This is a genomic window from Marinobacter fonticola, from assembly GCF_008122265.1.
In the GTDB taxonomy this organism is placed as follows: domain Bacteria; phylum Pseudomonadota; class Gammaproteobacteria; order Pseudomonadales; family Oleiphilaceae; genus Marinobacter_A; species Marinobacter_A fonticola.
Map to the genome: position 1 here is coordinate 1,076,200 of NZ_CP043042.1, position 25,956 is coordinate 1,102,155.

Annotated in this window: 23 protein-coding genes and 1 tRNA gene; 22 read left to right on the plus strand and 2 right to left on the minus strand. The window is 58.4% G+C overall.

All coding sequences use genetic code 11. From position 1 onward, the window contains the following. Nucleotides 1-53 precede the first annotated feature (53 nt). From mltB to FXO11_RS04810, 6 genes are all read left to right on the plus strand, one after another. Nucleotides 54-1,079 carry a lytic murein transglycosylase B gene (gene mltB / locus FXO11_RS04785; protein ID WP_148861828.1) on the plus strand — a complete coding sequence of 342 codons (1,026 nt, stop codon included), beginning with the start codon at nt 54-56 and terminating at the stop codon, nt 1,077-1,079. Nucleotides 1,080-1,117: 38 nt separating this feature from the next. Beyond that, a complete protein-coding gene (locus FXO11_RS04790; protein ID WP_168203126.1) occupies nt 1,118-1,984 on the plus strand; it encodes a septal ring lytic transglycosylase RlpA family protein in 867 nt (288 codons plus the stop codon). 127 nt (nt 1,985-2,111) lie between these two features. Beyond that, nucleotides 2,112-3,284, plus strand: a complete 1,173-nt coding sequence (locus FXO11_RS04795) for a D-alanyl-D-alanine carboxypeptidase family protein (RefSeq protein WP_148861829.1) — start codon at nt 2,112-2,114, stop codon at nt 3,282-3,284. A gap of 20 nt (nt 3,285-3,304) precedes the next feature. Then, a complete protein-coding gene (locus FXO11_RS04800) occupies nt 3,305-3,574 on the plus strand; it encodes an HP0495 family protein (RefSeq protein WP_148861830.1) in 270 nt (89 codons plus the stop codon). Nucleotides 3,575-3,595: 21 nt separating this feature from the next. Beyond that, the gene (lipB, locus tag FXO11_RS04805; protein WP_148861831.1) at nt 3,596-4,282 is read left to right on the plus strand and encodes a lipoyl(octanoyl) transferase LipB; all 687 of its coding nucleotides are present in this window, start codon (nt 3,596-3,598) and stop codon (nt 4,280-4,282) included. 540 nt (nt 4,283-4,822) lie between these two features. Continuing rightward, complete coding sequence (locus FXO11_RS04810; protein WP_148861832.1) at nt 4,823-6,244, plus strand: ABC1 kinase family protein; 1,422 nt, start codon at nt 4,823-4,825, stop codon at nt 6,242-6,244. Nucleotides 6,245-6,261: 17 nt separating this feature from the next. Here FXO11_RS04810 and FXO11_RS04815 read toward each other — a convergent pair whose 3' ends face one another. After that, nucleotides 6,262-6,684, minus strand: coding sequence for a YqaA family protein (locus FXO11_RS04815; protein ID WP_148861833.1), 423 nt, complete (start codon nt 6,682-6,684; stop codon nt 6,262-6,264). A gap of 279 nt (nt 6,685-6,963) precedes the next feature. Between FXO11_RS04815 and FXO11_RS04820 the strand changes: the two genes are divergently transcribed. Further along, nucleotides 6,964-9,096 (plus strand): methyl-accepting chemotaxis protein, encoded by a 2,133-nt coding sequence (locus tag FXO11_RS04820; RefSeq protein ID WP_148861834.1) that lies wholly within the window; start codon nt 6,964-6,966, stop codon nt 9,094-9,096. Between the two features lie 139 nt (nt 9,097-9,235). After that, entirely contained in the window at nt 9,236-9,490 is a 255-nt protein-coding gene (locus FXO11_RS04825; RefSeq protein ID WP_148861835.1) for a GrxA family glutaredoxin, read from the plus strand. A gap of 75 nt (nt 9,491-9,565) precedes the next feature. Here FXO11_RS04825 and FXO11_RS04830 read toward each other — a convergent pair whose 3' ends face one another. Next, the gene (locus FXO11_RS04830; protein WP_148861836.1) at nt 9,566-10,828 is read right to left on the minus strand and encodes a 6-phosphofructokinase; all 1,263 of its coding nucleotides are present in this window, start codon (nt 10,826-10,828) and stop codon (nt 9,566-9,568) included. Nucleotides 10,829-11,057: 229 nt separating this feature from the next. Between FXO11_RS04830 and mpl the strand changes: the two genes are divergently transcribed. The 14 genes from mpl (at nt 11,058) to alr (ending at nt 25,952) form a co-directional block, all read left to right on the plus strand. Then, nucleotides 11,058-12,431, plus strand: a complete 1,374-nt coding sequence (gene mpl / locus FXO11_RS04835) for a UDP-N-acetylmuramate:L-alanyl-gamma-D-glutamyl-meso-diaminopimelate ligase (protein ID WP_148861837.1) — start codon at nt 11,058-11,060, stop codon at nt 12,429-12,431. After that, complete coding sequence (locus FXO11_RS04840) at nt 12,424-13,119, plus strand: flavin prenyltransferase UbiX (RefSeq protein ID WP_148861838.1); 696 nt, start codon at nt 12,424-12,426, stop codon at nt 13,117-13,119. The genes mpl and FXO11_RS04840 overlap by 8 nt, the downstream gene beginning before the upstream one ends. Beyond that, complete coding sequence (locus FXO11_RS04845) at nt 13,116-13,886, plus strand: ATP-binding protein (RefSeq protein ID WP_148861839.1); 771 nt, start codon at nt 13,116-13,118, stop codon at nt 13,884-13,886. The genes FXO11_RS04840 and FXO11_RS04845 overlap by 4 nt, the downstream gene beginning before the upstream one ends. 135 nt (nt 13,887-14,021) lie before the next feature. Beyond that, nucleotides 14,022-15,161, plus strand: coding sequence for an acyl-CoA dehydrogenase family protein (locus tag FXO11_RS04850; RefSeq protein ID WP_148861840.1), 1,140 nt, complete (start codon nt 14,022-14,024; stop codon nt 15,159-15,161). 220 nt (nt 15,162-15,381) lie between these two features. Beyond that, nucleotides 15,382-17,286 carry a hypothetical protein gene (locus FXO11_RS04855; RefSeq protein ID WP_148861841.1) on the plus strand — a complete coding sequence of 635 codons (1,905 nt, stop codon included), beginning with the start codon at nt 15,382-15,384 and terminating at the stop codon, nt 17,284-17,286. Nucleotides 17,287-17,463: 177 nt separating this feature from the next. Next, nucleotides 17,464-17,550: transfer RNA gene (locus tag FXO11_RS04860), tRNA-Leu, on the plus strand. A gap of 164 nt (nt 17,551-17,714) precedes the next feature. Beyond that, entirely contained in the window at nt 17,715-20,261 is a 2,547-nt protein-coding gene (rnr, locus tag FXO11_RS04865; RefSeq protein WP_148861842.1) for a ribonuclease R, read from the plus strand. Further along, the gene (gene rlmB, locus FXO11_RS04870) at nt 20,262-20,996 is read left to right on the plus strand and encodes a 23S rRNA (guanosine(2251)-2'-O)-methyltransferase RlmB (protein WP_148861843.1); all 735 of its coding nucleotides are present in this window, start codon (nt 20,262-20,264) and stop codon (nt 20,994-20,996) included. 215 nt (nt 20,997-21,211) lie between these two features. Further along, nucleotides 21,212-21,628 (plus strand): 30S ribosomal protein S6, encoded by a 417-nt coding sequence (gene rpsF, locus FXO11_RS04875; RefSeq protein ID WP_148861844.1) that lies wholly within the window; start codon nt 21,212-21,214, stop codon nt 21,626-21,628. Between the two features lie 29 nt (nt 21,629-21,657). Next, nucleotides 21,658-21,888 (plus strand): 30S ribosomal protein S18, encoded by a 231-nt coding sequence (gene rpsR, locus FXO11_RS04880; RefSeq protein WP_148861845.1) that lies wholly within the window; start codon nt 21,658-21,660, stop codon nt 21,886-21,888. 20 nt (nt 21,889-21,908) lie between these two features. Continuing rightward, nucleotides 21,909-22,775, plus strand: coding sequence for a hypothetical protein (locus tag FXO11_RS04885; protein WP_148861846.1), 867 nt, complete (start codon nt 21,909-21,911; stop codon nt 22,773-22,775). Nucleotides 22,776-22,795: 20 nt separating this feature from the next. Continuing rightward, the gene (gene rplI, locus FXO11_RS04890; RefSeq protein WP_148861847.1) at nt 22,796-23,242 is read left to right on the plus strand and encodes a 50S ribosomal protein L9; all 447 of its coding nucleotides are present in this window, start codon (nt 22,796-22,798) and stop codon (nt 23,240-23,242) included. A gap of 230 nt (nt 23,243-23,472) precedes the next feature. Further along, nucleotides 23,473-24,870: a replicative DNA helicase gene (gene dnaB / locus FXO11_RS04895; protein ID WP_148861848.1), complete on the plus strand. Its 1,398-nt coding sequence runs from the start codon at nt 23,473-23,475 to the stop codon at nt 24,868-24,870. After that, nucleotides 24,870-25,952, plus strand: a complete 1,083-nt coding sequence (gene alr, locus FXO11_RS04900) for an alanine racemase (RefSeq protein WP_148861849.1) — start codon at nt 24,870-24,872, stop codon at nt 25,950-25,952. The genes dnaB and alr overlap by 1 nt, the downstream gene beginning before the upstream one ends. Nucleotides 25,953-25,956 lie beyond the last annotated feature (4 nt).

A 25,956-nucleotide genomic window follows, 5' to 3' on the forward strand; every position in this document is an offset into this window, starting at 1 on the left:
CCGACGTTGTGCCCTTCGTCGGTCCGCACTAACAAGAACTCTCAGGGGTTATCATGCCGTTGCGATTGATCGCTGAGCGATGCTTGCGCTCTGCGCTGCCCATTCTCTTTGGCCTACTGGCGATGCCGGCTCAGGCGAACTACGGGCAGACCCCGGAGGGTAAGGCTTTTATCGACGACATGGTCAGTCGCCACGCCTTCGACCAGACAACGCTCGAGCAATGGCTGGCTGGCGCTCAGCAGCAGCCGGATATTCTCGAGTCCATCAGTCGCCCTGCTGAGAAACGGCTGGCCTGGTACGAATACCGTCGAATCTTTATTAAGCCGTCGCGTATCGAGAAGGGGCGTGCTTTTCTCGACGCCCATGCAGCGACGTTCGAGCGTGCGGAGAAAGAATTCGGCGTATCGCGGTATATTGTCGCAGCGGTCATCGGTGTGGAAACCCAGTATGGGGAATATACCGGCCGGTATCGGGTTATAGACGCGCTGTCGACGTTGGCTTTCGATTATCCGCCCCGTAGCCGCTTTTTCCGCAGGCAGCTGGGTGAGTTTTTCCTGCTGGCCCGGGAACAGGATATCGATCCTTCTGTCGTAAAGGGCTCCTATGCCGGCGCGATGGGCTATGGGCAGTTTATTCCCAGTAGCTACCGGCACTACGCTGTCGATTTCGATAAGGATGGCCAAGCGGATATAGTGACTAACCCGGTGGACGCTATTGGCAGCGTGGCCAACTATTTTGCCCGTCATCGCTGGCAAGCGGGAGCGCCGGTTGCCGAACAGATCGAGCTCGCCGACAAGGATTCCGGTATTGATGGAAAACATTCGGGTCTGTTTACCGAGGGGCTAAAACCGACGTTGACCCTAGGCGACTACCGCAAGGCGGGTATCGCGCCGCAGGTTAAGCTCGACGATAATACGCCGGCGCGTCTGATCAGACTCGAAACTGAGCAAGGTCATCAGGACTGGCTGACGTACCCAAACTTTTATGCGATCACCCGCTACAATCACAGTCATCTCTATGCCATGGCGGTTCTGGAACTTTCCCGTGCCCTTGCCGCCGATGCCGGTCAAGCCGGCTGAGTTGACTGAGGACGTGGTTGGATAGATAGAGACCATCGATGAGAAAAAGCATAACGCGGCCCACGATCTATTCCGGAATAGTGCTTCTCATGGCGTTGCTGTCCGGCTGCGCATCGTCGCCGGAACCGTCGTCCTCTTCGCGCTACAGCATTAGCCAGGATCGTGCACCTACGGGCGATTTCGACGCCAGCGATCTGAAGGACGCGGTACCTCGATACGAACCCCTTAGCCGCGGCGGCAACAAATCGCCCTATACGGTCTGGGGAAAGCAGTACACGGTAATGGCGGATGCCAGCGACTACGCCCAGCGCGGGACGGCAAGCTGGTACGGTGAGAAGTTTCACGGCCATAAGACCTCGAACGGCGAGATCTTCGATATGTACGAAATGACGGCCGCCCACAAGAGCCTGCCATTGCCCAGCTACGTTCGCGTTACCAATCTCGACAATGGACGGCAAACCGTTGTTCGCGTGAATGACCGGGGACCATTCCATGGTGACCGCATCATTGATCTGTCTTATGCGGCGGCAAAGAAGCTTGGCTATCAGAGTCGCGGCACAGCGAATGTGGAGATCGTCGCGATAACCGTGGCAGCGGATGGTACCATGCGGGTCGCCGGTAAGAATGAGCCGGTAGCGTCACCGCCACCAGCGGCGCCCCGTAAAGCGTCGGCAGGGGAGGGGATATTCGTGCAGGTGGGCTCGTTTAGCCAGCCCGACTCCGCGCGTCAGTTGTCCCAGCGCTTGCGGAATGTAACGGATTCGCCGGTGAGGGTGTTTGCCGCCGGACAGTATCATCGGGTGCAGGTCGGTCCTTTTATCCAACGGGGACTGGCAGAGGAACAGAGCAAGTTGATCGAGCAAGTGGGACTTGGGCGCCCCATCGTGGTAACCGATCCCCTTTAGCGAGTTGTTAGATAGCGGGCTGTTAGCTCGTGATGGCAGGCCCAAAGCTTTCATGGGCGGCCAGAGTCCTCGAAACCGTGACGCCGGCTAGCGGCGTCCTCAATTGATGTAACGACTGAACGGATCCATGGCTAACAAGACGGTTTTTCAGAGATTTTTCTACCTACTGACTCTCACCTTTGCGCTGGTGGCGACGGCCGCTGCCCAGTCCCAGCAGGTGTTGATTCCCTCCCCCCCGCAGATCGGAGCGAGCTCCTACATCCTGATGGATGCCGAGAGCGGTCGCATTATCGTCGAAGGCAATAGCCATGAACGTCTGCCGCCCGCCAGTCTGACCAAAATGATGACGGCCTATATTGTCGAACGTGAGTTGGACGAAGGCCGCATCGGCCTGGAGGACCAAGTTCCCGTGAGCGTTAACGCTTGGCGTACCGGCGGTTCACGTATGTTCGTCAAGGAGGGCACCCAAGTCCCGGTGGAAGATCTGCTCAAAGGCGTGATCATTCAATCCGGCAACGACGCCAGTGTAGCATTGGCCGAGTTCATCGCCGGCAGTGAAGGTGCCTTTGCGGATATCATGAATCAGCAGGCCCAAATTCTGGGCATGAAGGACTCGCACTTCGTCAATGCGACCGGCCTTCCGTCCGAATCCCATTATTCTTCGGCTTACGACCTGGCGATGCTGGCCAAGGCCATCATCAACGATTATCCCGAAAACTATCCAATCTACGAGCAGAAGTATTTTACCTACAACGACATTCGCCAGCCCAACCGCAACAGCCTGCTATGGCGAGACCCTACGGTAGATGGCTTGAAAACTGGGCATACCGAGGAGGCCGGCTATTGTCTGGTGGCTTCCGCCGAACGTAACGGTATGCGCCTGATCGCCACCGTCATGGGGACACCCAGCGAAAATGCGCGGGCTCAGGAAGTCCAAAAACTACTTAACTACGGCTTCCGTTATTTCGAGACCCATGCGTTGTTCTCGGCCGGTGAGTCTCTGAACCAGGCTCCGGTATGGGGTGGCGCCTCAGATTCGGTCCAAATGGGTGTCGCGGAAGATGCCATCGTCACCATTCCCCAGGGCAGCAAAGGTTCTCTGGAATCAGTGATGGATATCGATTCGGTGATTAAAGCGCCCATCCAGGCAGGGCAGGAGCTCGGTCAGATTCGGGTCATGCTCAACGGCGAGGAAATCGTCAACCGGCCGGTCGTTGCGCTCGAAGAAGTGCCCGAAGGCGGTTTCTTTAAGCGTATCTGGGATACCATCAAGCTCTTCTTTGTGCAGTTGTTTAGCTAAGCGCGGGCGAGGACCATGTTATGACTGAACCGCAACCGCCGAAAATCGAGTTTCCCTGCGACTACGTTATCAAGGTCATCGGGACTGCGGCTCCGGATTTCCGGGATTTTGTGTTAAACGTCGTCGAGCGCCATGCACCCGGTATTACCGATGCCGACGTTACCGTCAATGATAGCCGCCAAGGGCGTTTCTCCTCAGTTCAGCTCAAGATCGTGGCTACCGGCGAGCCGCAGCTCAAGGCCCTTTTCGAAGAGTTGAAGGCGAGCGGTCGCGTACACATGGTCCTGTAATAGGAATAACCCGGTAGCGTTATGGATCAACCCAAATTGCCCGTCACTATTCGCCATCTGGGGCTCCAGCCTTACCTGGAAACATGGGAGGCGATGAAGACTTTTACCGCTGAGCGCGGCCCGGAGACGACAGACGAACTCTGGTGCCTGGAGCACCCGCGGGTTTATACCCAAGGGCAGGCGGGGAAGGCCGAACATATCCTGGCACCGGGCGATATTCCGGTGGTCCAGGTAGACCGCGGCGGCCAGGTCACTTATCACGGCCCCGGGCAACTGGTGGTTTATCTGCTGATTGACCTACATCGAGCCCATTTTGGCGTGCGTCATCTGGTGAGCGCCATAGAAGATTCCATCGTAGAGCTGTTGGCGGATCTGGATATTGACGCCGCACCTCGCCCGGACGCGCCGGGGGTCTACACCCAGGGCACCAAGATCGCCTCGCTCGGACTGCGTATCCGGCGTGGGTGTTCCTTCCACGGCTTGGCTCTCAATGTCGATATGGACTTGGAACCCTTCCGCCGTATCAACCCTTGCGGTCTGGCCGGCATGGCCATGTCGCAAGTCATCGACTATGCACCGGATGCCACGATGCCCCAGGTGCAGGAAACGCTGGTGATGGCCTTGGCGCGCAGGCTCAATCTTGAGATCTCCGGCAAGGCCACCCGCCTGCCGGATGGTGGCGCCGCACTCTCGCCGCCTGTCGCCTGACGGGCTCCCGGCCCGTCGTTCTGCCTGTTGCTCGACTGCTTTCCCGTCCGTTATAGCTTGCGATTCGTGAATTCCACGTCATCGCGTCCCTTTGCCGGATGGCCCACAGGATCCAGAAAACTTGGATGCCTTAGGCGTCATTGTTAGCGTTGTCGTTACTATTCGCGTTGGATCGACTCGTCGTTCGTTGCAGTATTTGCCCCTCTCGCTCTACGTTAAATTGTTAATGACGCCTTAGGTGTCATGTTTGTAGGGGCAGCGATCGGTCTGGCTCCAGCCGTATTCCATTGGCTTGGGAAACGGGTTGTGAGCGACCGGTGGGTGATCAACTCTCGGGCTATCTCACGTATAGTCGGATGAATAGCGCTTTACGCTGTATTAATAGGGTTAAAGGTAGCGCCAAGCCCTGTATTGATACAGTCAACTCCTGTGTAGTATCGATAGGGGCGTGCTCTGTGTCGAAAAGAACGCCCTGCAGAAAGCCGTCAGCCGCTTCCCGTCAGCCGGGATGCGCCATTCATCAGCTTTTTGGGACCCTTGATGACTACCAAAAAACCGCGTACTTCAGTCGCCCGCATCAAAACCGGTAGCTTTGAGCGCCGTCTCAGTCTCACCCGGGCCGGCCTCTTTGCCGGATCTCGCATGGCGACCCATATGGCGACTAACTGGTTTGGCAGCCGCGACCGGCGCGAGGCCCGGCACCGCAAGATGCTGTCCAGCCAAGCCGAATTCCTGGTCGAAGAGTTAGGTAAGCTAAAAGGCAGTGTCGTTAAGATCGGCCAGGTGATGGCCCTCTATGGCGAGCACTTCCTGCCGGAAGAAGTCACCGAGGCCCTGCATACGCTGGAAGACCAAGGCACCTCGTTGGCCTGGCCCTCAGTGGAAAAGGTCCTCAAGCGCGAGCTGGGCGAGGACCGACTGGCCCAGCTCGATGTGGATCCCGAACCCATCGGCGCCGCCTCCCTGGGGCAAGTTCACCGGGCAGTACGCAAGTCCGATGGTCTCGAGTTGGTGTTGAAGGTTCAGTATCCCGGTGTGGATGAAGCGGTGGACAGCGACCTTAACGCCGTGGCCCAGATCCTGAAGATGGCGCGCCTGGTGTCGTTTGGTCCGGAGTTCAACGACTGGCTTGAAGAAGTCCGCACCATGATGCATCGAGAAGTGGACTACGCCCTGGAGGCCCGCACCACCGAACACTTCCGTCAGATGCTGGAAGGCGACGAGCGTTACGTGGTGCCGCGAGTTCTTCAGGAATATTCCACCTCACACGTTATGGCTTCGACCTATGAGTCGGGTTGGCCGGTGGGCTCCGAGCAGGTCGCCAACCTGCCGGTCGAGCGCCGTAGTGACTTGGGCCGCGCTGCGTTAGAGCTGTTCTTTAAAGAGTTGTTTGAGTGGGGCGAGATCCAGACTGATCCCAACTTCGGCAATTATCGCATTCGCATCGCCGAGGATGCCGGCACCGATACCGACCAAATGGTGCTACTCGATTTCGGCGCGGTGCAGCGCTATTCGGACGTGTTTCTCGACCCGGTCCGCTCAATGATCAAAGCGTCCTACGAGCAGGATCTGCAACGGGTTGTCGAGGGCGGTATCAAACTGAACTTCATGAGCACCGACTGGCCCGACGACATACTCACGCGCTTCGGCGAGGTCTGCATGTCGGTGTTGGAGCCACTGGCCCCGGCTAATGGCCACTGGCCCGATTACGCCGTTAACGAGAATGGCCAGTATCGCTGGAAGCAGAGCGACCTGCCTTCCAGAGTTGCGCGGCAGGCGGCGAAGTCGGCAATCAGTCGTTATTTCCGTATCCCGCCCAAGGAATTTGTTTTTCTAAACCGTAAGCTGATCGGCGTTTATACGTTTATCGCCGTACTGGGCTCGGAATTCAACGGTGAGGATTTGTTGCGAGCCTACATCTACGATGAGCCGGCGGAAGGCGACCAACGCCCGGCGAATTGACTTGAATCAGAGACTCCTCAGGTGGCCTCAAACACGACCCAGAGCACGAGGGCATAGCGGATGCCCTTGCCGATGGCCACCAGCACAATAAAGTTGAGCCAGGGCACGCGCATGATGCCGCCAATCAAGGTGAGCGCATCCCCACCCACGGGCAGCCAGGCCATTAGCAATGACCATTGGCCAAAGCGGTTGAAGCGTGCCTGGGCCGCTTCCAGCTGCTTCTCGCTCATCGGAAACCAGCGTTTGTGTCGAAAGCGCTCCACCTGCCGACCGATCCAGCCATTAAGAACCGAGCCCAGGGTGTTGCCCGCAGTAGCGCACGCCCATAGCCCCCATGCCGAGAATCCCTGGGTTACAAGCCCTCCCAGCAGCACTTCCGAGTAGGCCGGAAGTAGGGTCGCCGCAGCAAAGGCGGTGAAGAACAGGGATAGATAGGCCAAGGGATCTCCAAGTCGATTACACAGTGTAGTGGTTTGCCCGGCAGCATCGCACTATCGTTACCCGTTGACATAGCGTGGATAGCGTCAGCGTCGATGCGCCAGCATTCATGCAGTGCCAGTGTGAACGCAACGGCCTCGATGTGCCGTAGCCTGCTGCCGGCTTTCAAGGAATGTCCAGGGTGGCCGATAACCTATTTTGTCAGTCCCCTGAATCCAGGAACAGGACTGACGGGCTCTAGCCTGCCGAGCGAGGCTTAAACTGTTGGATCCGGGATCTCCATGAAAAAACTTTCGCTGAAACTGAAACTCTACGCACTGGTCATCGCACTGCTGCTTCTGATGGGTGTGAGTATGATCCTCACGGCCCAGATTTCACTCGCCAAAATGGAAGCTCGTATTACGGATGATACCGGGACGTTGGTTCAGGATATCGTGGTTGAGCGGTTGCGCGCCACGGCAGGCCAATATGGCGAGATGGTCGCCGGCATTTTCAACCGCGCCTACAAGATTCCCGAGACCTTTCGTGAGGTGATTCACCGTAACGTGGAAGGCTCCGACTCGGCCCGTATGGGACGCCGCGATCTGATGGAAACCGCCGGAGCCATCCTCGCAGGTCAACCGGAGCTGAGTTCTATCTACGCCCAGTTCGAGCCCGATGCCTACGATGGCCAGGATCGCTACTTCACCGGCGGCGTCGAAGAACACAGCAGTGACGAGGGTACACTCGAGATCTACTACTATCGCGGCCCGCAAGGGAAAATCCTGTTCAGCCGCACCGAGGATCCGTCCAGCAAGTACCTTGACGGCCTCAACGAATTCGGTCTCCGCGAAGCGGAGTGGTACCTCTGCTCCAAGGAAAAACTCAAACCGTGCACCATGGAGCCTTACCTGTATGAGATCAGCGAAGGTTATACCGAGCTGATGACCAGTCTGGTGATGCCGATCTTCAATCAGGGTGAGTTTGCCGGCGTCGTGGGGACGGACATCAACCTGTCCACGATCCAGAAAACCTTGCGCCAGGTCAGCCAGAATCTGTATGGCGGGGCCGGACGTGTGACCTTGATCAGCGATATCGGGCTGATCGCCGGTTCCAGCCATTACACCGATCATCTGGGGCGTCCGCTGAAAGAAGCGCTACCGGAGTGGGCCGAAGATTACCGCGCACTGGCGAGGAATGGTGCCGAGGACGTGCTCGATAACGGTGAGGATATCGCCGTGGCCTATCCGATTCATATCAAGGCATCGAATACGCTGTGGTCAATGGTCATCGAATTGCCCCGGGACGTGGCCCTGGCGGAATTGAAGCAGGTCAATAGCTTGCTGTCCGAGCAGGTAGACGCGACCGCGGCTCGCCAGATGACGGCGGGCGTCGTGGTTTCTATTATTTCTCTGCTGCTGCTGGTGGTGCTGGTGCGCTCGGTGACGCGTCCGCTGGACCAAATTCGTGATCGCATGGCCAACCTGGCCAGCGCCGAGGGCGATCTGACCCAGGAGTTGACGATCGATACTCATGCCGAGCTGATCGCACTAGCGGAGGGGTTTAATGCCTTCCTTGCCAAGCTGAGGAACATGATCAACGACCTGAAGTCGATCAACCGTGCGGTCAGTGATCAGTCCGAGGATGTGAGCCGCATTGCCGGCGAAACCGAGCAGAACACCAGCCGTCAGCATGGCGAGATCGATAGCGTCGTTACCGCCATGAACGAAATGTCCGCCGCCGCCAGTGAAGTGGCGACCTTTGCCGCCGAAGCAGCAGGCAATGCGCGTGAGGCGAGCGAGGGTGTGGAAACGACTCAGGGTACGTTGACGACGGCGGTTAACGGCGTTCAGGCGCTAGCTTCGGATATGGAAGAAGCAAGCAGTGCCATCGGTCACGTGGCTAATCGTAGTGACGATATCAACCGTATTCTCGAGGTCATTCGCGGTATTGCCGAGCAGACCAACCTGCTGGCGCTCAATGCCGCCATCGAGGCCGCCCGGGCCGGTGAGCAGGGACGGGGCTTCGCGGTGGTGGCTGACGAGGTGCGTACGTTGGCCTCGAAGACCCGTGAATCCACCGACGAGATCAGTCAGATGATCGATGGCTTGCAGCAAGAAGTGCAACAGACCGTCACCGTCATCCGCGGGGGCGTGGACCGCGCCACCAGCGCTGTGGAAAGAACCCGGGAAGCAGACCAATCTCTGGCCGACGTGGTCAGCCGTATCGCGACCATTGTCGAGCATGTGACCCAGGTGGCAACGGCAGCGGAAGAGCAGAGCTCGGTCAGCGAAGAGATTAATCGCAACCTGACCAACATCGGCGATGCGGCCAGCGATCTGCGCGAGTTGGCAGAGCGTGTACGGGGCAGCGGAGAGACTCTGGGGCATCAAGTGGTGTCGCTGGAAGATCAGCTTAATCGCCTGCGCACCTGACCAGCGTCGGCAGCGCATAAGCCGCGTCTATCGCTATGATTCACTGCATTTAATGTTAATGTGGCGGGTAGTCTGGCATGATTTGAGTGCTTTTTGATCAGCGGGGCAGTTGCTGAGTTTACTGTCGGAGGAATTCATTATGGAACGCGTTACAATCTACGGTCGTTTTAGTTGCGGTTTCTGCGTGCGCGCCAAGCAGCTGTGTGAGCTTAAAGACCTGGACCACGAGTTTATCGACATGATACGAGAAGGCATCGCCAAGACGGACCTGGAAAAGAGCGTTGGCAAACCCGTGTTGACCGTTCCGCAAATCTTCGTCGGTGATGTACATGTTGGTGGCTACACCGAGTTTGCCCAGTTTGTTCAGCAACGCTCAGCCGCGACAGTGGGGTGAACTGAGAGAGTTTTTAGAAGCAGCGGTACAACGTAAAGAAGGCGCCTTTTGGGCGCCTTCTTCGTTCAGAGATCCTCAAATATCGAAGGCTGTCTTGAGCTTCTTCTCTGCCAAAAAACCGCGGATGCGGGCCACTTTAGGCAGGCCATTCTCGAATGGCGGAAAGCTCTCACCGTGGATCAGCGGCTCAAGGTAATCGCGGCAGTCCTGGGTGATGCCGAAGCCATCGTCGGTAATGTAGTGGATCGGCATCTTCTTTTCCTGGTTGGCGACATCGCTCAAATGCGCTTCGCCAATATGCCAGCGATAGGGCCGGGACTGTTCCCGGACGATCGTTGGCATCAAGGCTTGTTTGCCGGCAATCGCCATCTCCACTGCAGCCTTGCCCACGGCATAGGCCTGCTCTACGTCGGTCGCGGAAGCAATGTGGCGTGCGGCCCGCTGCAGGTAGTCCGCTACCGCCCAGTGGTACTTATAGCCCAGTGCCTGCTTGGTCATGTTGGCCAGCGCCGGAGCCACACCGCCCAATTGGGTGTGGCCGAAGGCGTCCTTGCTGCCGGCATCGGCCAGGAAGCGGCCGTCCTCGTACTGCGCACCCTCGGAGGCTACCACCACGCAGTAGCCATAGTTTTCCACGCAGTGCTCGACCCGTTTGAGGAAAGCGTCGCGGTCGAAGGGGATTTCCGGGAACAGAATGATATGCGGCGGATCGCCTTCGCCCTGACCGGCCAGTCCACCCGATGCGGCAATCCAGCCCGCATGACGGCCCATCACCTCCAGGATAAAGACTTTGGTGGACGATTCGCTCATGGATTTGATATCCAGGCTCGCTTCCAGGGTGGACGTCGCGATGTACTTCGCAACGGAGCCAAAGCCGGGGCAGCAATCAGTAAACGGTAAGTCGTTATCGACGGTCTTGGGCACGCCGATACAGGTGATCGGGTAACCCATGCGATCGGCCATCTGGGAGACCTTGAAGGCGGTATCTTGGGAATCGCCGCCGCCGTTGTAGAAGAAATACCCGATGTCATGGGCCTGGAATACTTCGATCAGGCGCTCGTATTCCCGTTTGTTCTCGCTGAAGTTCTTCAGCTTGTAGCGGCATGACCCGAACGCCCCGCCGGGGGTGTACATCAAGCCGGCAATGGTTTCGTCGCTTTCTTCGCTGGTATCGATCAGTTCTTCCCTGAGGGCTCCGATGATGCCATTGCGACCGGCATAGACCGTGCCGATCGATTCTGGATGCTTACGTGCGGTCTGGATAACACCGCAGGCACTGGCATTGATGACGGCGGTCACCCCGCCTGACTGGGCGTAAAAAGCATTCTTGATGGCCATCGTTCCTGGCGCCTCCTGCTAGTTGGTCACATCGCGCGAATCATACGTGAATCTCGAGACGTTTTCATGAAACACTCTTATAGCCTCTTGGCTTGACGCCGCCCGGCTGATACTGGAGTCTTTCCCTTTTCTTCCTGACTGGCGAACTGCGAGATTTATTAACGGGCGGCACGGATAGGGCTGGTCCAAATGTCGGCCAGTAGGTTTGAACCCACGTTTCGAGAACAGTATGCACATTCATATCCTTGGAATCTGCGGCACATTCATGGGTAGCCTCGCGGTGCTTGCGCGGGAGGCTGGCCACCGGGTTACGGGGTCCGATCAGGGCGTCTACCCGCCCATGAGCACCCAGCTCGAAGCTCAGGGCATAGAGCTGATGGACGGTTACGCCGCCGAAAACCTCAAGCCGCAGCCGGATTTGGTGCTGATCGGCAATGCCATGTCCAGGGGTAACCCGGAAGTGGAAGCGTTGCTCAATCGCGGCATCGATTATATGTCGGGTCCGGAATGGCTCACCCGGGAAGTATTGCGCAAGCGCTGGGTACTCGCCGTGGCCGGGACCCACGGCAAGACGACGACGACCTCGATGCTACTGTGGATTCTGGAGCAGGCCGGCTTCGATCCCGGTTACCTGGTCGGTGGCGTGCCGAACGACTTCAGTGTCTCCGCTCGCCTGGGCAGTAGCGACTTTTTTGTTATCGAGGCGGACGAGTACGACAGCGCCTTTTTCGATAAGCGCTCCAAATTTGTCCATTACCGCCCGCGCACGCTCATCCTGAACAACCTTGAGTTCGATCACGCGGATATTTTCGATGACGTTGACGCCATCGAACGCCAGTTTCATCATTTGGTGCGCACTGTGCCATCCGGAGGATTGATCGTCCGTCCTGCGCTGGACCGGCACTTGGATAATGCGTTGGCTATGGGGTGCTGGAGTCGCGTGCAGACCACCGCCGTTGCTGGCGAGGCGGACACGGTAGACTGGCGTGCCGAACTGCTGGCGGAAGATGGCAGCCATTTCATGGTGGTGCATCATGAACAGCCGGTGGACTCGATTCGCTGGAATCAAACCGGGCTGCATAACGTCCGTAACGCCTTGGCGGCCATTGCCGCCGCGCGACATGTGGGCGTGACGCCGGATCACGCCATTGCAGCATTATCCCGCTTCTCCGGCGTGAAGCGGCGGATGGAGTTACTGGCGGATATCCATGGCGTCAAGGTCTACGACGACTTCGCTCATCACCCGACGGCGATCGCGACGACGCTAGATGGCTTACGAAAAAAAGTAGGTGACGAGACGATTATCGCCCTAATCGAGCCCCGCTCGAATACCATGCAACAAGGTGTTCATCACGCGACGCTGCTACCTAGCAGCGAGCAGGCCGATCGGGTCATCTGGGCGAACCTGAACGATATGGATTGGCTCAAGGCGCTGGTGCCGTCGGAAGAGGGCAAGCACAGCACCGAAACGTCGGTTGAAGCTTTGATCGACAAGGTACTGGAATCCATGCCGGTTCCCTGTCATATCGTGGTGATGAGCAACGGCGGTTTTGGCGGTATCCACGGCAAGCTGATCGCGAAGCTGGAGCATTACCTTGACTGAGGCGCAGCCACACCGCGTAACTGTAAATCTGGCGCTAACCGGCGCGTCCGGGGCCCAGTACGGTTTGCGTTTGCTGCAGTGCCTGCTGGCAGCGGGGTGTCGCGTACACTTCATGATCAGCAAGGCGGCCCAGGTGGTGGTGGCCACCGAAACCGAGCTGCGGCTGCCGGGTCGTCCTGAAGCCATGCAGTCCTATCTGGTCGAGCATTTCGGCGCTGCTTCGGATCAATTGCTGGTGTTCGGGCGCGAGGACTGGTTTGCGCCACCGGCCTCGGGTTCCGGCAGTCGTGCGCCGCTGGTGATTTGTCCCTGCAGCACCGGCACGCTATCGGCGCTGGCCACCGGCGCAAGCAATAACCTGATCGAGCGGGCAGGGGACGTGGCGCTCAAGGAGCGCCGTCAACTGATTCTGGTGCCGCGCGAGGCGCCGTATTCCGAAGTTCATCTGGACAACATGCTGCGCTTGACCCGCATGGGAGCGACCATCATGCCGGCCAGTCCCGGCTTCTATCACCGCCCGCAATCGATTGAAGACCTGGTGGATTTCGTGGTGGCTCGTATCCTGGACCACCTGGACCAGCCCCAGGACCTGATGCCCCGCTGGGGGCAGCAACGGCTCGACCGCAAGCTAGAGCGTGCCGAAACCGGTTCCAACGAAGCAGCCCGTCAGGACAAAGACGATTTATGAATATCGATTGGCAAACGACGCCGGCGGCCATCTGGCGCCGCCATCGCAATACACTACGTCCGGTCAGGAGCATCGACCCGGTACGGCTCGACCAATTGCTCAATATCGATCGCCAGAAAGCGGCACTGGTTAATAATACCAGACGTTTTCTGCGCGGTGAGCCCGCCAATAACGTGCTGCTTTGGGGAGCGCGGGGCACGGGCAAGTCTTCACTAATCAAGGCCATTCTGAATGGCTTTTTCGATCAGGGATTACGGGTTGTCGAAGTAGACCGGGATGATTTGCTGTTCTTGCCGGAAATCGTCGACGACCTTCGTGACCTGGACTATCGCTTCGTCATTTTCTCCGATGATTTGTCGTTCGAACGGGGCGAGGGATCCTATAAGGCGCTCAAAAGCGTGATGGAAGGCTCAATTGAGAGTCCGCCGGAAAATATCAAGGTTTACGCCACCTCCAACCGTCGTCACCTGATGCCTGAATACATGCAGGACAATCAGGCGGCGGAGGTGATCGACGGCGAACTGCATCCCGGCGAGGCAATCGAAGAGCAAATCTCGCTGTCTGACCGCTTTGGGCTGTGGCTGTCGTTCTATCCCTTCAATCAAGAAGACTATCTGGAACTGGTGGATGCGCTGTTCCCCAAGGTGCGCGACCGCGAAGAGCTACACCAGGCGGCCATCCGTTTTGCCCTGGGCAAAGGCGGTCGCAGTGGTCGGGCGGCGCAGCATTTTTACAACACATTTTCCGGTCAGTTCGACGAGGGCTGATCGACCTTTCCATGCGGGCCGGTGAGGCCCGGCTGTTTTGGCCAACCTGATTGATGTTTTTCACCATTGAGCGTCGAGGGCGCCCGCCCGAGACTGGTGCGATAACGTCAAATAACATCACCACAGAGGTTGACCATGATTCCACGCACGCTCTTTGATTCTGATCTTGAAGGTTTCCGCGACTCAGTGCGCAAGTTCCTGGAGCATGAGGCTGTGCCTTATCACGCCCAGTGGGAAAAGGACGGTCAGGTCAGCCGGGAGGTATGGCACAAGGCCGGGGAGCTGGGGTTTTTGTGTCCATGCCTGCCAGAAGAGTATGGCGGGGTCGGTGCGGATTTCCGCTACAGCGCGGTGATCATGGAAGAGATTGTTCGGGCCTCTGCGTCGGGTCTGGGGTGGGCGCTGCATTCGGACATCGTGGCGCCGTACATTTTTCAATACGGTACGGAAGCGCAAAAAAAGCACTACCTGCCCAAGCTGGCGTCCGGGGCAATGATCGGCGCCATCGCCATGACCGAGCCGGGTGCCGGTTCCGACCTGCAGGGCGTAAAAACCAGCGCCATCAAGCAGGGCGATCACTATGTGCTCAACGGCTCCAAGACCTTTATCACCAATGGCCAGATGGCGGATCTGGTGATCGTCGTTGCGAAAACCAATCCCAAGGAGGGGGCCAAGGGTACGAGCCTGTTGCTGGTCGAAACCGCCTGGGACGGTTTCGAGCGAGGCCAGAACCTGGAGAAGGTCGGGTTGAAGGCTCAGGATACCTCGGAGCTCTTCTTCCAGGACGTCAAGGTGCCGCTGGAAAACCTGCTGGGCAGCGGCGAAGGGCAGGGCTTCATGCAGTTGATGCAGGAACTGCCGGCTGAACGCCTGCAGGTCGCCCTCACGGCGGTCGCCGCTGCCGAGGCGGCCTGGGAGTGGACGCGCGACTACGTCAAAGAACGCAAGGCATTTGGCAAGCCGATTTTGGGTTTCCAGAATACCCGTTTCAAAATGGCAGAGATGAAGGCGGACATCACCGCCGCGCGCGTCTTCGTCGATCGCTGTCTGGAACTCCATCTAGACAAAAAGCTGGATGTGCCGACGGCGGCCATGCTCAAACAATGGACGACCGATCTGCAGTGTCGGGTGATGGATGAGTGCGTCCAGCTCCACGGCGGCTACGGCTACATGTGGGAGTATCCTATCGCCCGTGCCTGGGCGGATTCTCGCGTCCAGCGTATCTATGCCGGTACCAACGAAATCATGAAGGAGATCGTGGCGCGCACGATCTAGTCGCTCTAGGGTCAGTACCTCTTGGGCCGGTGCACTAGTGCCCCGAGGTCCAGTATCTGGTCATCCGGCAGTCTATTGGAGACCGCCGGGTGTGCTTATCTTCGCGCCGGTTCTTTCCGGTTACCCAAATTTACAAATTGCCAAGCCTATCAAGGATAGGCGAGATCACTTCACTTAAAGTGGTGCAACCGACAACCATAGAACAAGGATAACGGTTGCGATGACTCGTCTCGCCACGCTCGCCGCGCTTTCATTATTAACCCTGCCCTTACCCGCTCTGCTTTCCGGTTGCGGTGACGGCGAGCAGAAGGACCGTCCAGTCGACGGACGCGATACCGATGGCCTCTACGAACCGGCGGTGGAAGATTACAGCGGGCGGGTCATTGACGGGTATTTGCGCAATGCCCGGGTCTGGCTGGATCTCGATGGCGATTACCAGTACGACGCGGCCAATGTGGAAGTTGTCGTCGGCACCAACCCTGAGCGTACGTTGATTCTCGCCAGCGGTGAGCCTACGGCAATGAGTGGTGAGGGCGGTCAGTTCATCCTGGATTTGTCGTCTTTTGATATTGACCCGAGTTTGGCGAGCGATCTTGAACCTACCGACTACCCGTTGGTTGCGGTCGTCATCCCCGGCGTCACAGAAGAAGAGACCGGCAGCGGCTACGTCACGCTCGGTCAGGCCTATCAGATGTCGGCGCCTCCGGGTGAGCGATATGTCACGCCGCTAACGACCCTAATGGATGCCCGGCGGGTACTCGGTGTCGGGCCGTTGGATGTGACCTCGGGTTTGGGGGAAATGCTGGGTAACACTAATGTCCTGGGGGATTATGTTCGGGCCGGCGACCATAGAGCCCATGCCTATGCGCAGGCGCTGGCGCGATTTCTTGCGGACCAGTTTCCGGATGAATTTGAGGATGCGGTGGTTGAGAACGAGGGCCGGATCACGGTTTTTTCGAACGAGGCGAGCCGTATCCTGCGCTTGAGCTTGAACGGTAATGCCGAAGACGTGTTCGAGGCAGTGGATGCTGCACGGGGGCCGGGCGGGCATTACGAGGGCATAGATATCGGCAGCGTTCCTATCCCCAAAGTCCCGTTGGATCTCGATAATCCGATCCTGCTGAAGAACGTCGTGGTCCGGGCATCGGAAAACGGCGCGCCTCAGAATCAAAGTGCACTGGATAGCAACGCCAGAATTGTCGCCGAGCTGACTTACCGCTATAACGAGGCTGGCATTTTGCAAGCCATTGAGGCGAATGGCTGCATGAATCCGTCTTTGCTGCAGATTGCTCGCCTGGCCAATGCCAAAGGCAGAGTGCGGGAATTGGGTATGCAGGGGTTGGAGGGCTTCTACCTTAAAGAGGCGGTAAGCCGCGATCAGTATCTGCCTGAGGACGCCGAAGCTGTCGACGAAGTGTTGATGTTCGACTGGGAGAATAACCGGGCGGAATTCCGTACCACAACCAATTGTCACGGCCTGGCGCCGTCGTCGGAAATGCCGGTCGACCCTCAAGTCACCTACACCTGGATGTATGGCGCCGAAGATCTGGTGGACACCGTGGAATCCAGTCAGGGGCCCATGCTGTCGCCAGTGTATGACGCTAATGCCCGTGCCCCAATCTTTTCCTATACGACCCGTCACTTTGGCGGCCGAGCCCTTACGCTTCAGGGACAGCCCGTTGAGTGTATCGGCGATATCGACCCGGAGCAGATCGAAGCGCCCCGGGTGGTTTCCGCGCAGCAGAGCTACGCCTTTACCGGGGATGCTTCCGCGGCAAACATGGCCGATCCACCGGTTCCCGCCGATGGTCGCGTCACCGGCCTGAAGTTGGATTGGGATACGCGCGATGACCGGCAGCGACTGTTGCGGCAGGTATTTTACGATGCGGCCTTCTCCACGGATTCTCTCCTGCAATGGGACTACCGTGCGGAAACCGACGAGGCGTTCGCCGACGAGGTCCAGTCAAACCTGATCAAGCAAGCTCGCTTGGCTTTCTACGAAGCGGGCGACGCCTGGACTTGCGGTGACGTACGACCGCTTTTGACCGAATCAGACCTGTTGGCAGAACTCGGCTATGGGTACATTCGCCTATCTGACTATATCGCCGAGAATCAGCAGCCATAGCGGTTTGCAGGGCGATTGTGGGGTTCAGGAAATCCGCAAAAAATGTTTGACAGCGAAAAAGACAATGATTAAAGTACGCGCCATTGGTGAGGGGCAACCCATCGCCACAAGCAGAAAGTCAGCTAAATCATGCGTCTGCACTGACCGATTTAAGCATAAGGCTGCTGCTAATCACCTGCCGAGGTGGTGAAATTGGTAGACACGCTAGCTTCAGGTGCTAGTGGGGGCAACCCCGTGGAGGTTCAAGTCCTCTCCTCGGCACCACTTTCTTCCTCAGAAAGTGGCTATCTAAATCCCGCGTAATCTTTGTATCCTACCCGTTGTTAGGCAACTCCGGAAAAGCAGGGTTATACTTTAGCCACATTCAACCGCAGCCAGCCTGTTGTTTTTCCAATCTTCTGGTTGCCGGATCAAGGCAATTTCAATTAATGGTTTCTAAGAAAAAAACGAATAATGATCCTCACGCGAAACGTGAGGCCGAGAACTACGAAAATCCCATCCAGAGCCGCGAGTTTATTCTCGCGCATCTGCGCCAGCGCGGCGCGCCCGCCACTCACGAAACGCTCTGTACCGAGTTGAACCAGACCTCTGCTGAAGGCATCGAGGCCCTGCGTCGGCGTTTGATCGCCATGTGCCGTGACGGGCAGATGATCTGCAATCGACGAGGCGCCTATCTCCCGATCGAGGAAGCCGACCTGATTACCGGTCGTGTTATCGGTCATCGCGACGGCTTTGGTTTTCTGGTGCCGGACGATGGCAGCAGCGATCTGTTCCTCAGCGCGCGTGAAATGCGTCAGGTTATCCACGGCGACCGAGTGGCTGCCCGGGTCGACCAGGTAGACGACCGCGGGCGTCGTGAAGGGCGCGTCGTTGAAGTCATCGAACGCAAGACGTTACAGATTGTTGGCCGGTTGTTCCGCGAGAGCGGTATCTCCTTTGTGGTTCCCGAGAATCCCCGCATCAATCAGGAAGTGCTGGTCGCCGAAGAAGATTGCGGCGATGCCTGGCACGGTCAATACGTGGTCGTGGACGTTTTACGGCATCCGACGGTCCGCACCAAGCCGACCGGTCGTGTCGTCGAAGTCCTGGGCGACCACATGGCGCCGGGGATGGAAATCGCAGTCGCCATCCGCTCCTACGATATTCCGCACGCGTGGCCGCCGTCCGTTGGCGAGCAGGCGGCTGCCATTCCGGAAACGGTCGGCGAAACGGACAAGGAGCACCGGGTCGACTTGCGCGACTTGCCGCTGGTGACCATCGATGGCGAGGACGCTCGGGACTTCGACGATGCGGTGTTCTGCGAGCGGCGTCCCCGTGGGGGGTTCCGGCTGGTGGTGGCGATCGCCGACGTTTCCCATTACGTGCGTCCTGGCTCACCACTGGACGAGCATGCGCAGGAGCGCGGCAATTCCGTTTATTTTCCGGACCATGTGGTTCCGATGTTGCCGGAAAAACTGTCCAATGGCTTGTGTTCGCTGAACCCCGAGGTGGACCGTCTGTGCTTGGTCAGTGACATGACCATCAGTGCCAATGGCCGCATCAGCGGCTACACCTTTTACCAGGCGGTGATGCACTCCAAGGCACGATTGACCTACAACAAGGTCAGCGACATGCTCCAGCGTCCGGAATCCGAGGTCGGTCAAGAGTTAAGGGCGCGATACAAACCGGTAGTGCCGCACCTGGAAGATCTGTATGCCCTCTATAAGGTGCTGCGCGAAGCGCGGACCGAGCGCGGCGCCATCGATTTCGAAACCACCGAAACCCGGGTGATCTTCGATGCCTCCCGTAAGATCGAAGAGATTGTTCCGGTCACGCGTAACGATGCTCATAAGATTATCGAGGAATGTATGCTCTGCGCCAACGTGGCGACGGCTCGCTTCCTCAAGCGTCATGGCATGCCTGCTCTGTACCGGGTGCACGATGGTCCCGCGGAAGAGCGGCTTGCGGCCTTACGTTTGTTCCTGGGCGAGTTGGGTCTTCAGCTTGGCGGTGGCGACAGGCCAACCTCGGCGGATTTCCAGCATCTGCTTGAGTCCATTCGCGAACGCCCGGATGCCGAAGTTATCCAGATGGTGATGCTGCGCACTCTGAGTCAGGCGGTTTACAGTCCCGACGAGAGTGGGCACTTTGGTCTTGGCTTCGCGAGTTATACCCATTTCACCTCGCCCATCCGGCGCTACCCGGATCTGATCGTGCATCGCGCCATCAAGTCGGTGATCCATGGTAGCCAGGACACCAACACGGTCGTGCAGCCGGACAAGCGGGACCGGGCGCTGGCGGACTACCCCTACGACCATGCCCGGATGATCCAGCTCGGCGAGCACTGTTCGATGACCGAGCGGCGCGCGGATGATGCCACCCGCGATGTTATGGCGTGGCTGAAGTGTGAGTACCTGCAGGAGCACGTCGGCGAGGAATTCGATGGTGTGATTGCTTCAGTGGTACCGTTTGGTTTCTTCGTCGAGCTTAGCGGCATTTATATAGAAGGCTTGGTGCATGTTTCGACGCTGAGCGGTGACTATTTTCACCACGATGCTGCCAAGCACCGGCTCGTGGGCGAGCGCACGGCCATCAGCTTCCGGCTGGGTGATTCGGTTCGGGTCCAAGTCGTTCGCGTTGGCTTGGAGGATCGTAAGATCGACCTCGAGCTGATCAGTCAGCCGCGCCGGCGCAAGGCGGATCGCGATGCGCTGCCGGAGAAAGGCGAGCGCGGTAAACGTCGCGACGATCGCGGTCGTTCCTCGCGCTCGCGAACAGGTAAAGGCGGCCCCAGTAAAGCAGGCAAGAGCAAAGCCGGCAAGAGTAAAGCCGAGAAGAGCGGCAAGCCGTTATCCGCAAAAGACGCCTTGGCTCAGGAGGCGGCTCGCGAGGCGCGCAAAAAGTCGCCAAATAAAACCGGGGGCAAGCCCGGAAAGAGCGGGGGCGGTAAGGCGTCGTCCAGTACGGGTAAGCCGAAAGCGCGTAAGGGTCGATAAGTGTCGCAGGAATTTGTATTTGGCTGGCACGCCGTGGATGCGGTGCTCCAGAGAGAGCCGGATCGTTTGCAGCAGGTCTGGATTCAAACCGGTCGAGAGGATAAGCGGGTTCAGGCCATTGCCGAAAACCTCGATCAGCTTGGCGTCAAATGGCAGGTGGTTCACCGTAAGGAGCTGGATGCCCGCGTTTCAGGTGTCCATCAAGGTATTGTGGCCCAGGTTGCCCCCAGTCGCGAATGGCAGGAAAGCGACCTGCTGGAAGCTATCGCTGGCTGGCGCTCGCCCTTCCTGTTGATCCTTGATGGCGTGACCGACCCGCATAACCTGGGCGCTTGTCTGCGCAGTGCGGACGCGGCGGGCGTTCAGGCTGTGGTGGTACCCAAGGATAAGTCGGCATCACTGAATCCAACCGTGCGCAAAGTCGCCTGTGGTGCTGCGGAGTCCATTCCGTTAGTGCGGGTGACTAACCTGGCGCGTTTCATGCGTGCGATCAAGGATGCGGGTGTTTGGGTGATTGGCACGGCCGGCGAAGCGGATGCCACGCTTTACCAGGCCGATTTCCGTGGACCGGTGGCGCTGGTGATGGGTGCCGAAGGGAAGGGGATACGCCGGCTGACCCGGGAGCACTGCGATGCACTGATCAATATCCCCATGCGTGGCCAGGTCGATAGCCTTAACGTTTCCGTGGCGACCGGTGTCTGCCTTTACGAAGCGCTGCGCCAGCGCCTGGGATGAAGGTCTTGTACTTGCATTGATGGCCTGCCTTGCCTAGAATACGCCACCCCTTAAACTAGGGGCGGTTTTCTATTGTCTGATACCACTGCTTCTTTAGGCAGCAGCCGGCCCGTCAGGCACATGCAAAGCCAGAATTGAAAACAGGTATTTATTACCGACTCCTTGCTTCTTCCGGGATTGCCCGGTGGAGGCTGTTTAATCCGTAGGGAGAACTCATGCGTCACTACGAAATCGTATTTATGGTACACCCGGATCAGAGCGAGCAGGTGCCCGCGATGATCGAGCGTTATACCAACAGCATCACCGAGTCCGGTGGCGCTGTACATCGTCTTGAAGACTGGGGCCGCCGTCACCTGGCATACCCGATCAACAAGATCCACAAGGCTCACTACGTGCTGATGAACGTCGAATGTTCCCAGCCCGTGCTTGACGAGCTGACTCACAACTTCCGTTTCAACGATGCGATCATTCGCGACCTGGTTATCCGTCGTGATGATGCTGACACCGTGCCGTCCCCGATGAAAGCGTCAGAAAATCGCGAAGAGCGCCGCCCCAGCGGTGACGATCGCCCGCGTCGTACTTCGGACTCCAGCGAGCGTCGCGAGACCGCTGGCACCGAGGAAGAAGAGTAATTCATTAACGGTTGTTGAGGAGTTAACACATGGCTCGTTTTTTTAGACGTCGTAAGTTCTGTCGCTTCACGGCAGAAGGTGTCAAGGAGATCGATTACAAGGATCTGGACACCCTGAAAGGCTACATCACCGAAACTGGCAAGATCGTGCCCAGCCGTATCACCGGCACCAAAGCACGTTATCAGCGTCAGCTGGCTAGCGCAGTTAAGCGCGCTCGCTACCTGGCCCTGCTGCCGTATACCGATAGCCACGATAATTAAGTAACACAGGACTCGGGACCATGCGTGCATTGGCACAGTTTGCGATGCGCGGTCCCCTGCAGGCGAGTGGGGTCGCGGCGGTAGCCACCGCAGTGCCCCTTCTTTTCTGGATTGGAGCGGCCGTTGTTGGCCTGGTCATTTTGCGGCTGGGCTTGTCCCAGGGGTTGAATGTCGGGCTCTGGGCGCTGCTGCCCGCTCTGGGTTGGAGTTGGTTCGGCAACGATCCGACGGCGTTGTTTGTTTTGGTTCAGGTCGTGGTGATGGTCGCGGTATTGCGGACCACCACGTCTTGGGAAAAGACATTGCTGACGGGTAGTGGTCTGGCTCTGGCGACCGGCGTGTTGCTGCCAGTGCTGTTTCCGCAGTTGCTCAAGGATCTGGTAGATACCGGGGTTGCTTTTTATCGGCAGTACAACCCGGATGTCGCCAGCGAGCTGGGTGGACGGCTGGAAGAGGTCGTCGGCCGGGTGATGAACGCAAGCATGGCAGGCACCTACCTGCTGATAGCGGTCGTTGTCTCCCTGCTGGCGCGGAGCTGGCAAGCGAAGCTCTACAACCCGGGCGGGTTCCGGACAGAGTTTCATGCCCTAAGGCTGGGCCGTCCGGTGGCGGTCCTGTGCGTGGCTGCGATGATCATCGCGCCGGTGCTGGGTGTCAATCCCGTGCTGGTGAGCTGGTCAGCCGGGCTGCCGCTGCTGGTAGCAGGCCTGGCGATGATCCACGGTATCGTCGGTATCCGGAAGATGAGTGTCCAATGGCTGGTTCTGTTCTACATAGCCCTGGTGCTCCTGAGCCCGAGTCTCATGTTGTTGTTACTGTTATTGGCGTTTGTGGATAGCTGGCTGAACTTCAGGGGAAGAATCAAACCCTCTGGGCCGGCAGAATAAAGTACGAAGAGGTTGACGAGATGGAAGTTATTCTGCTCGAGAAAGTCGCAAACCTGGGCTCCCTGGGAGACAAGGTCAAAGTAAAAGCCGGTTACGGTCGTAATTTCCTGTTGCCATTTGGCAAGGCAGTTCCGGCGACTGAAACCAATGTCAAAGAATTCGAAGAGCGTCGCGCAGAGCTCGAGAAATCGGCCGCTGACAAGCTGGCTGCAGCTCAAGCTCGTGCCGAAGCGCTGGAAGGCGCCTCCTTCACCATCACCTCCAAAGCGGGTGACGAAGGTAAGCTGTTCGGTTCTATCGGCGTTCGTGATATCGCTGACGCGGTAAGCACGGGTGGCACTGAAGTTGAGAAGAGCGAAGTGCGTATGCCGGAAGGCCCCCTTCGCGCGGTCGGCGAGTACGAGCTCGAGCTTCAACTGCACACTGACGTTACAGCGAACGTCACGGTCACAGTCGTCGCCGAATAATTGGGTTTGGCCGGGGTCGCGTACGCTGGCTGGCGCCTGATCGTTTAAGCGGCTGTGCCGAAAGGCCCGGCGGGCATTATGCCCGCCGGGCCTTTTTTGTCTTGAGGGCGGCCGGTTCGATTCGTCTTCCCGGTGCCTTGTCGACGCTGTCGCCGACGGTTATCTTAAAGGGCCTTGATCGATCCCGGCGGGCTTCGAACTTCATCCTGTCTTTCTGAATATGCGGTCCCATGGCAAATCCCATCGTTAAGCAAGCCATTTCCGACACCGATACCTCGCGTATCAAGGTGCCCCCTCATTCGCTGGAAGCCGAGCAAGCGGTCCTGGGCGGCTTGATGCTCGACAACAGCAAATGGGATTCCGTTTCCGAAATCATCACGGCCAGTGACTTCTACCGCCAGGACCATCGCCTGATCTTTGCTGCCATCGAGCGACTCGCCGGCGAAGGCGAGCCGTTGGACGTGGTGACTCTGAGTGAATTCCTGGAGCGTGCCGGGGATATGGAAGATGCCGGCGGGCTTCAGTATCTAGCTGAAATGGCCGAGAAAACGCCTGGCGCTTCGAACATTAAGGCCTATGCCTCCATCGTGCGCGAACGCTCGGTACTGCGGAAATTGATCGAGGTGTCCGGCAACATCGCCGACTCCGCGTTCAATCCCAAAGGGCGCACCAGCGATGATCTGCTGGACGAGGCCGAGCGAAATGTTTTCCAGATCGCCGAGTCCCGCACCAAAGAAGGGTCTGGCCCGCAATCGATCAATCCGATTCTGACCAAGGCGCTGGGGCGGATCGAAGAGCTGTTTGAATCCGGTGACTCCATCACCGGGACCACGACGGGCTTCAAGGACCTGGACGATTGGACCTCGGGGATGCAGCCGTCGGATCTGATCATCATCGCCGGTCGCCCCTCGATGGGTAAGACGACGTTTGCTATGAACGTGGTGGAAAATGCCCTTATCGGCAGCGGGAAGCCGGCTCTGGTATTCAGTATGGAGATGCCTGCCGACTCCATCGTTATGCGGATGCTGTCCTCCCTGGGGCGCATCGACCAGACGCGGATGCGTAGCGGTCGGTTGGAAGAAGACGATTGGCCGCGCCTGACGTCGGCGGTCAGCCTGCTCAAGGACAAGCCGCTTTATATCGACGATACCCCTGGCTTGAGCCCCACGGAGATGCGTTCCCGTGCGCGCCGTGTGGCGCGGGAAAACAACGGCCAGATCGGCTTGATCATGGTCGATTATCTTCAGCTTATGCGGGTGCCGGGCAATACCGAGGGCCGGACCTCGGAAATCTCCGAAATTTCCCGCTCACTCAAGTCTCTGGCGAAAGAGTTGAGCTGTCCGGTAGTTGCCCTTTCCCAGCTCAACCGCAGCCTCGAGCAACGTCCCAACAAGCGGCCGGTCAACTCGGACCTGCGGGAGTCCGGTGCGATCGAGCAGGACGCCGACCTCATCATCTTCATCTACCGTGACGAGGTCTATAATGAGGATAGTCCTGACAAGGGGATTGCTGAAATCATTATAGGCAAGCAGCGGAACGGGCCTATTGGCACGGTCCGCTTGGCCTTTCTCGGCAAGTTCACCAAGTTTGAGGATCTGGCTCACGGCGATTACGGTGGTGATTATTGATGGGGCGGCAGACCCGAGCCTATGTTGACCTTGAGGCTTTGCGTTACAACTTCCGTTTGGCACAGCGCCACGCTGGAGAAGCCGCAGCGATGGCGGTGGTTAAAGCGGACGGCTACGGCCACGGTCTTGAGGCGGTGGCCCGGGCGCTCGACAGCGAAGCAACGCGTTTTGCCGTTGCCAGCCTGGAGGAGGCCGAGCGCCTGCGTAGCGCCGGTATTGAGCAGCCCATCGTGCTACTCCAGGGGTTCCACGATCCGGATGATATCCGCACGTGCGTCAGCCTGGCTCTGGAGCCGGTAGTTCATAGCGAACACCAACTCGTGGCGATTGAGCAGGCGTCGCTAGGTGGTTCGCTTGCGGTCTGGCTGAAAATCAACACTGGCATGAACCGTTTGGGCTTTCCGCCCGCGGACGCCGACGCCGTGATCGCCAGAGCGCGCCTCATCGAGGGTGTGAACCTGCTGGGGTTGATGACCCACTACGCCTGTGCCGATGATCGTGACGAAACGATGACTGCGCATCAGAACGGGCTTTTTTCAGCGCTGGCCCGGCGCTATCCGGACTTGATGTTCAGTGCTTCCAATTCTGCCGGCCACTTCCGCGAATCCTCGCCGCGTTTCGACTGGACCCGGCCGGGCATCATGCTCTACGGGGCCACGCCCATGATTGCCGAATCCGCTGCCGAGCTAGGGCTGCGGGCCGTTATGACCTTGGAAGCCCGGCTCACCGCAATCCGCACGCTCCAGCCAGGCGACGCTGTCGGCTATGGCTCAACCTGGCGTGCCGAGCAACCAACGCCGATGGGTATCGTGAGCATTGGCTATGGCGACGGCTATCCTCGCCACGCTCCCACCGGTACACCAATCTGGATCGATGGGGTACGGATAACAACTTTGGGCCGGGTATCCATGGATATGTTGGCGGTCAATCTAACGGCCGCGCCCCATGCGCGGCCCGGTGATAAGGTCGAGCTTTGGGGTGCCAATGTCCCGGTCGATGAAGTGGCCCGGCACGCGGGCACGATTGGCTACGAGCTGCTCACCGGGGTGACGGCGCGGGTGCCGCGAGTATATTCGGAATAGGGCC

Excerpts from the sequence above, each read along its gene's own strand:
- dnaB (WP_148861848.1), top strand. The coding sequence starts at position 23,473 with ATGGCAAATCCCATCGTTAAGCAAGCCATTTCCGACACCGATACCTCG.
- FXO11_RS04795 (WP_148861829.1), top strand. The coding sequence starts at position 2,112 with ATGGCTAACAAGACGGTTTTTCAGAGATTTTTCTACCTACTGACTCTC.
- rpsR (WP_148861845.1), top strand. The coding sequence starts at position 21,658 with ATGGCTCGTTTTTTTAGACGTCGTAAGTTCTGTCGCTTCACGGCAGAA.
- FXO11_RS04850 (WP_148861840.1), top strand. The coding sequence starts at position 14,022 with ATGATTCCACGCACGCTCTTTGATTCTGATCTTGAAGGTTTCCGCGAC.
- FXO11_RS04855 (WP_148861841.1), top strand. The coding sequence starts at position 15,382 with ATGACTCGTCTCGCCACGCTCGCCGCGCTTTCATTATTAACCCTGCCC.
- rplI (WP_148861847.1), top strand. The coding sequence starts at position 22,796 with ATGGAAGTTATTCTGCTCGAGAAAGTCGCAAACCTGGGCTCCCTGGGA.
- lipB (WP_148861831.1), top strand. The coding sequence starts at position 3,596 with ATGGATCAACCCAAATTGCCCGTCACTATTCGCCATCTGGGGCTCCAG.
- FXO11_RS04820 (WP_148861834.1), top strand. The coding sequence starts at position 6,964 with ATGAAAAAACTTTCGCTGAAACTGAAACTCTACGCACTGGTCATCGCA.
- mpl (WP_148861837.1), top strand. The coding sequence starts at position 11,058 with ATGCACATTCATATCCTTGGAATCTGCGGCACATTCATGGGTAGCCTC.
- FXO11_RS04830 (WP_148861836.1), bottom strand. The coding sequence starts at position 10,828 with ATGGCCATCAAGAATGCTTTTTACGCCCAGTCAGGCGGGGTGACCGCC.
- rpsF (WP_148861844.1), top strand. The coding sequence starts at position 21,212 with ATGCGTCACTACGAAATCGTATTTATGGTACACCCGGATCAGAGCGAG.
- FXO11_RS04810 (WP_148861832.1), top strand. The coding sequence starts at position 4,823 with ATGACTACCAAAAAACCGCGTACTTCAGTCGCCCGCATCAAAACCGGT.
- FXO11_RS04800 (WP_148861830.1), top strand. The coding sequence starts at position 3,305 with ATGACTGAACCGCAACCGCCGAAAATCGAGTTTCCCTGCGACTACGTT.
- alr (WP_148861849.1), top strand. The coding sequence starts at position 24,870 with ATGGGGCGGCAGACCCGAGCCTATGTTGACCTTGAGGCTTTGCGTTAC.
- FXO11_RS04845 (WP_148861839.1), top strand. The coding sequence starts at position 13,116 with ATGAATATCGATTGGCAAACGACGCCGGCGGCCATCTGGCGCCGCCAT.
- FXO11_RS04790 (WP_168203126.1), top strand. The coding sequence starts at position 1,118 with ATGAGAAAAAGCATAACGCGGCCCACGATCTATTCCGGAATAGTGCTT.
- mltB (WP_148861828.1), top strand. The coding sequence starts at position 54 with ATGCCGTTGCGATTGATCGCTGAGCGATGCTTGCGCTCTGCGCTGCCC.
- FXO11_RS04825 (WP_148861835.1), top strand. The coding sequence starts at position 9,236 with ATGGAACGCGTTACAATCTACGGTCGTTTTAGTTGCGGTTTCTGCGTG.
- rnr (WP_148861842.1), top strand. The coding sequence starts at position 17,715 with ATGGTTTCTAAGAAAAAAACGAATAATGATCCTCACGCGAAACGTGAG.
- FXO11_RS04885 (WP_148861846.1), top strand. The coding sequence starts at position 21,909 with ATGCGTGCATTGGCACAGTTTGCGATGCGCGGTCCCCTGCAGGCGAGT.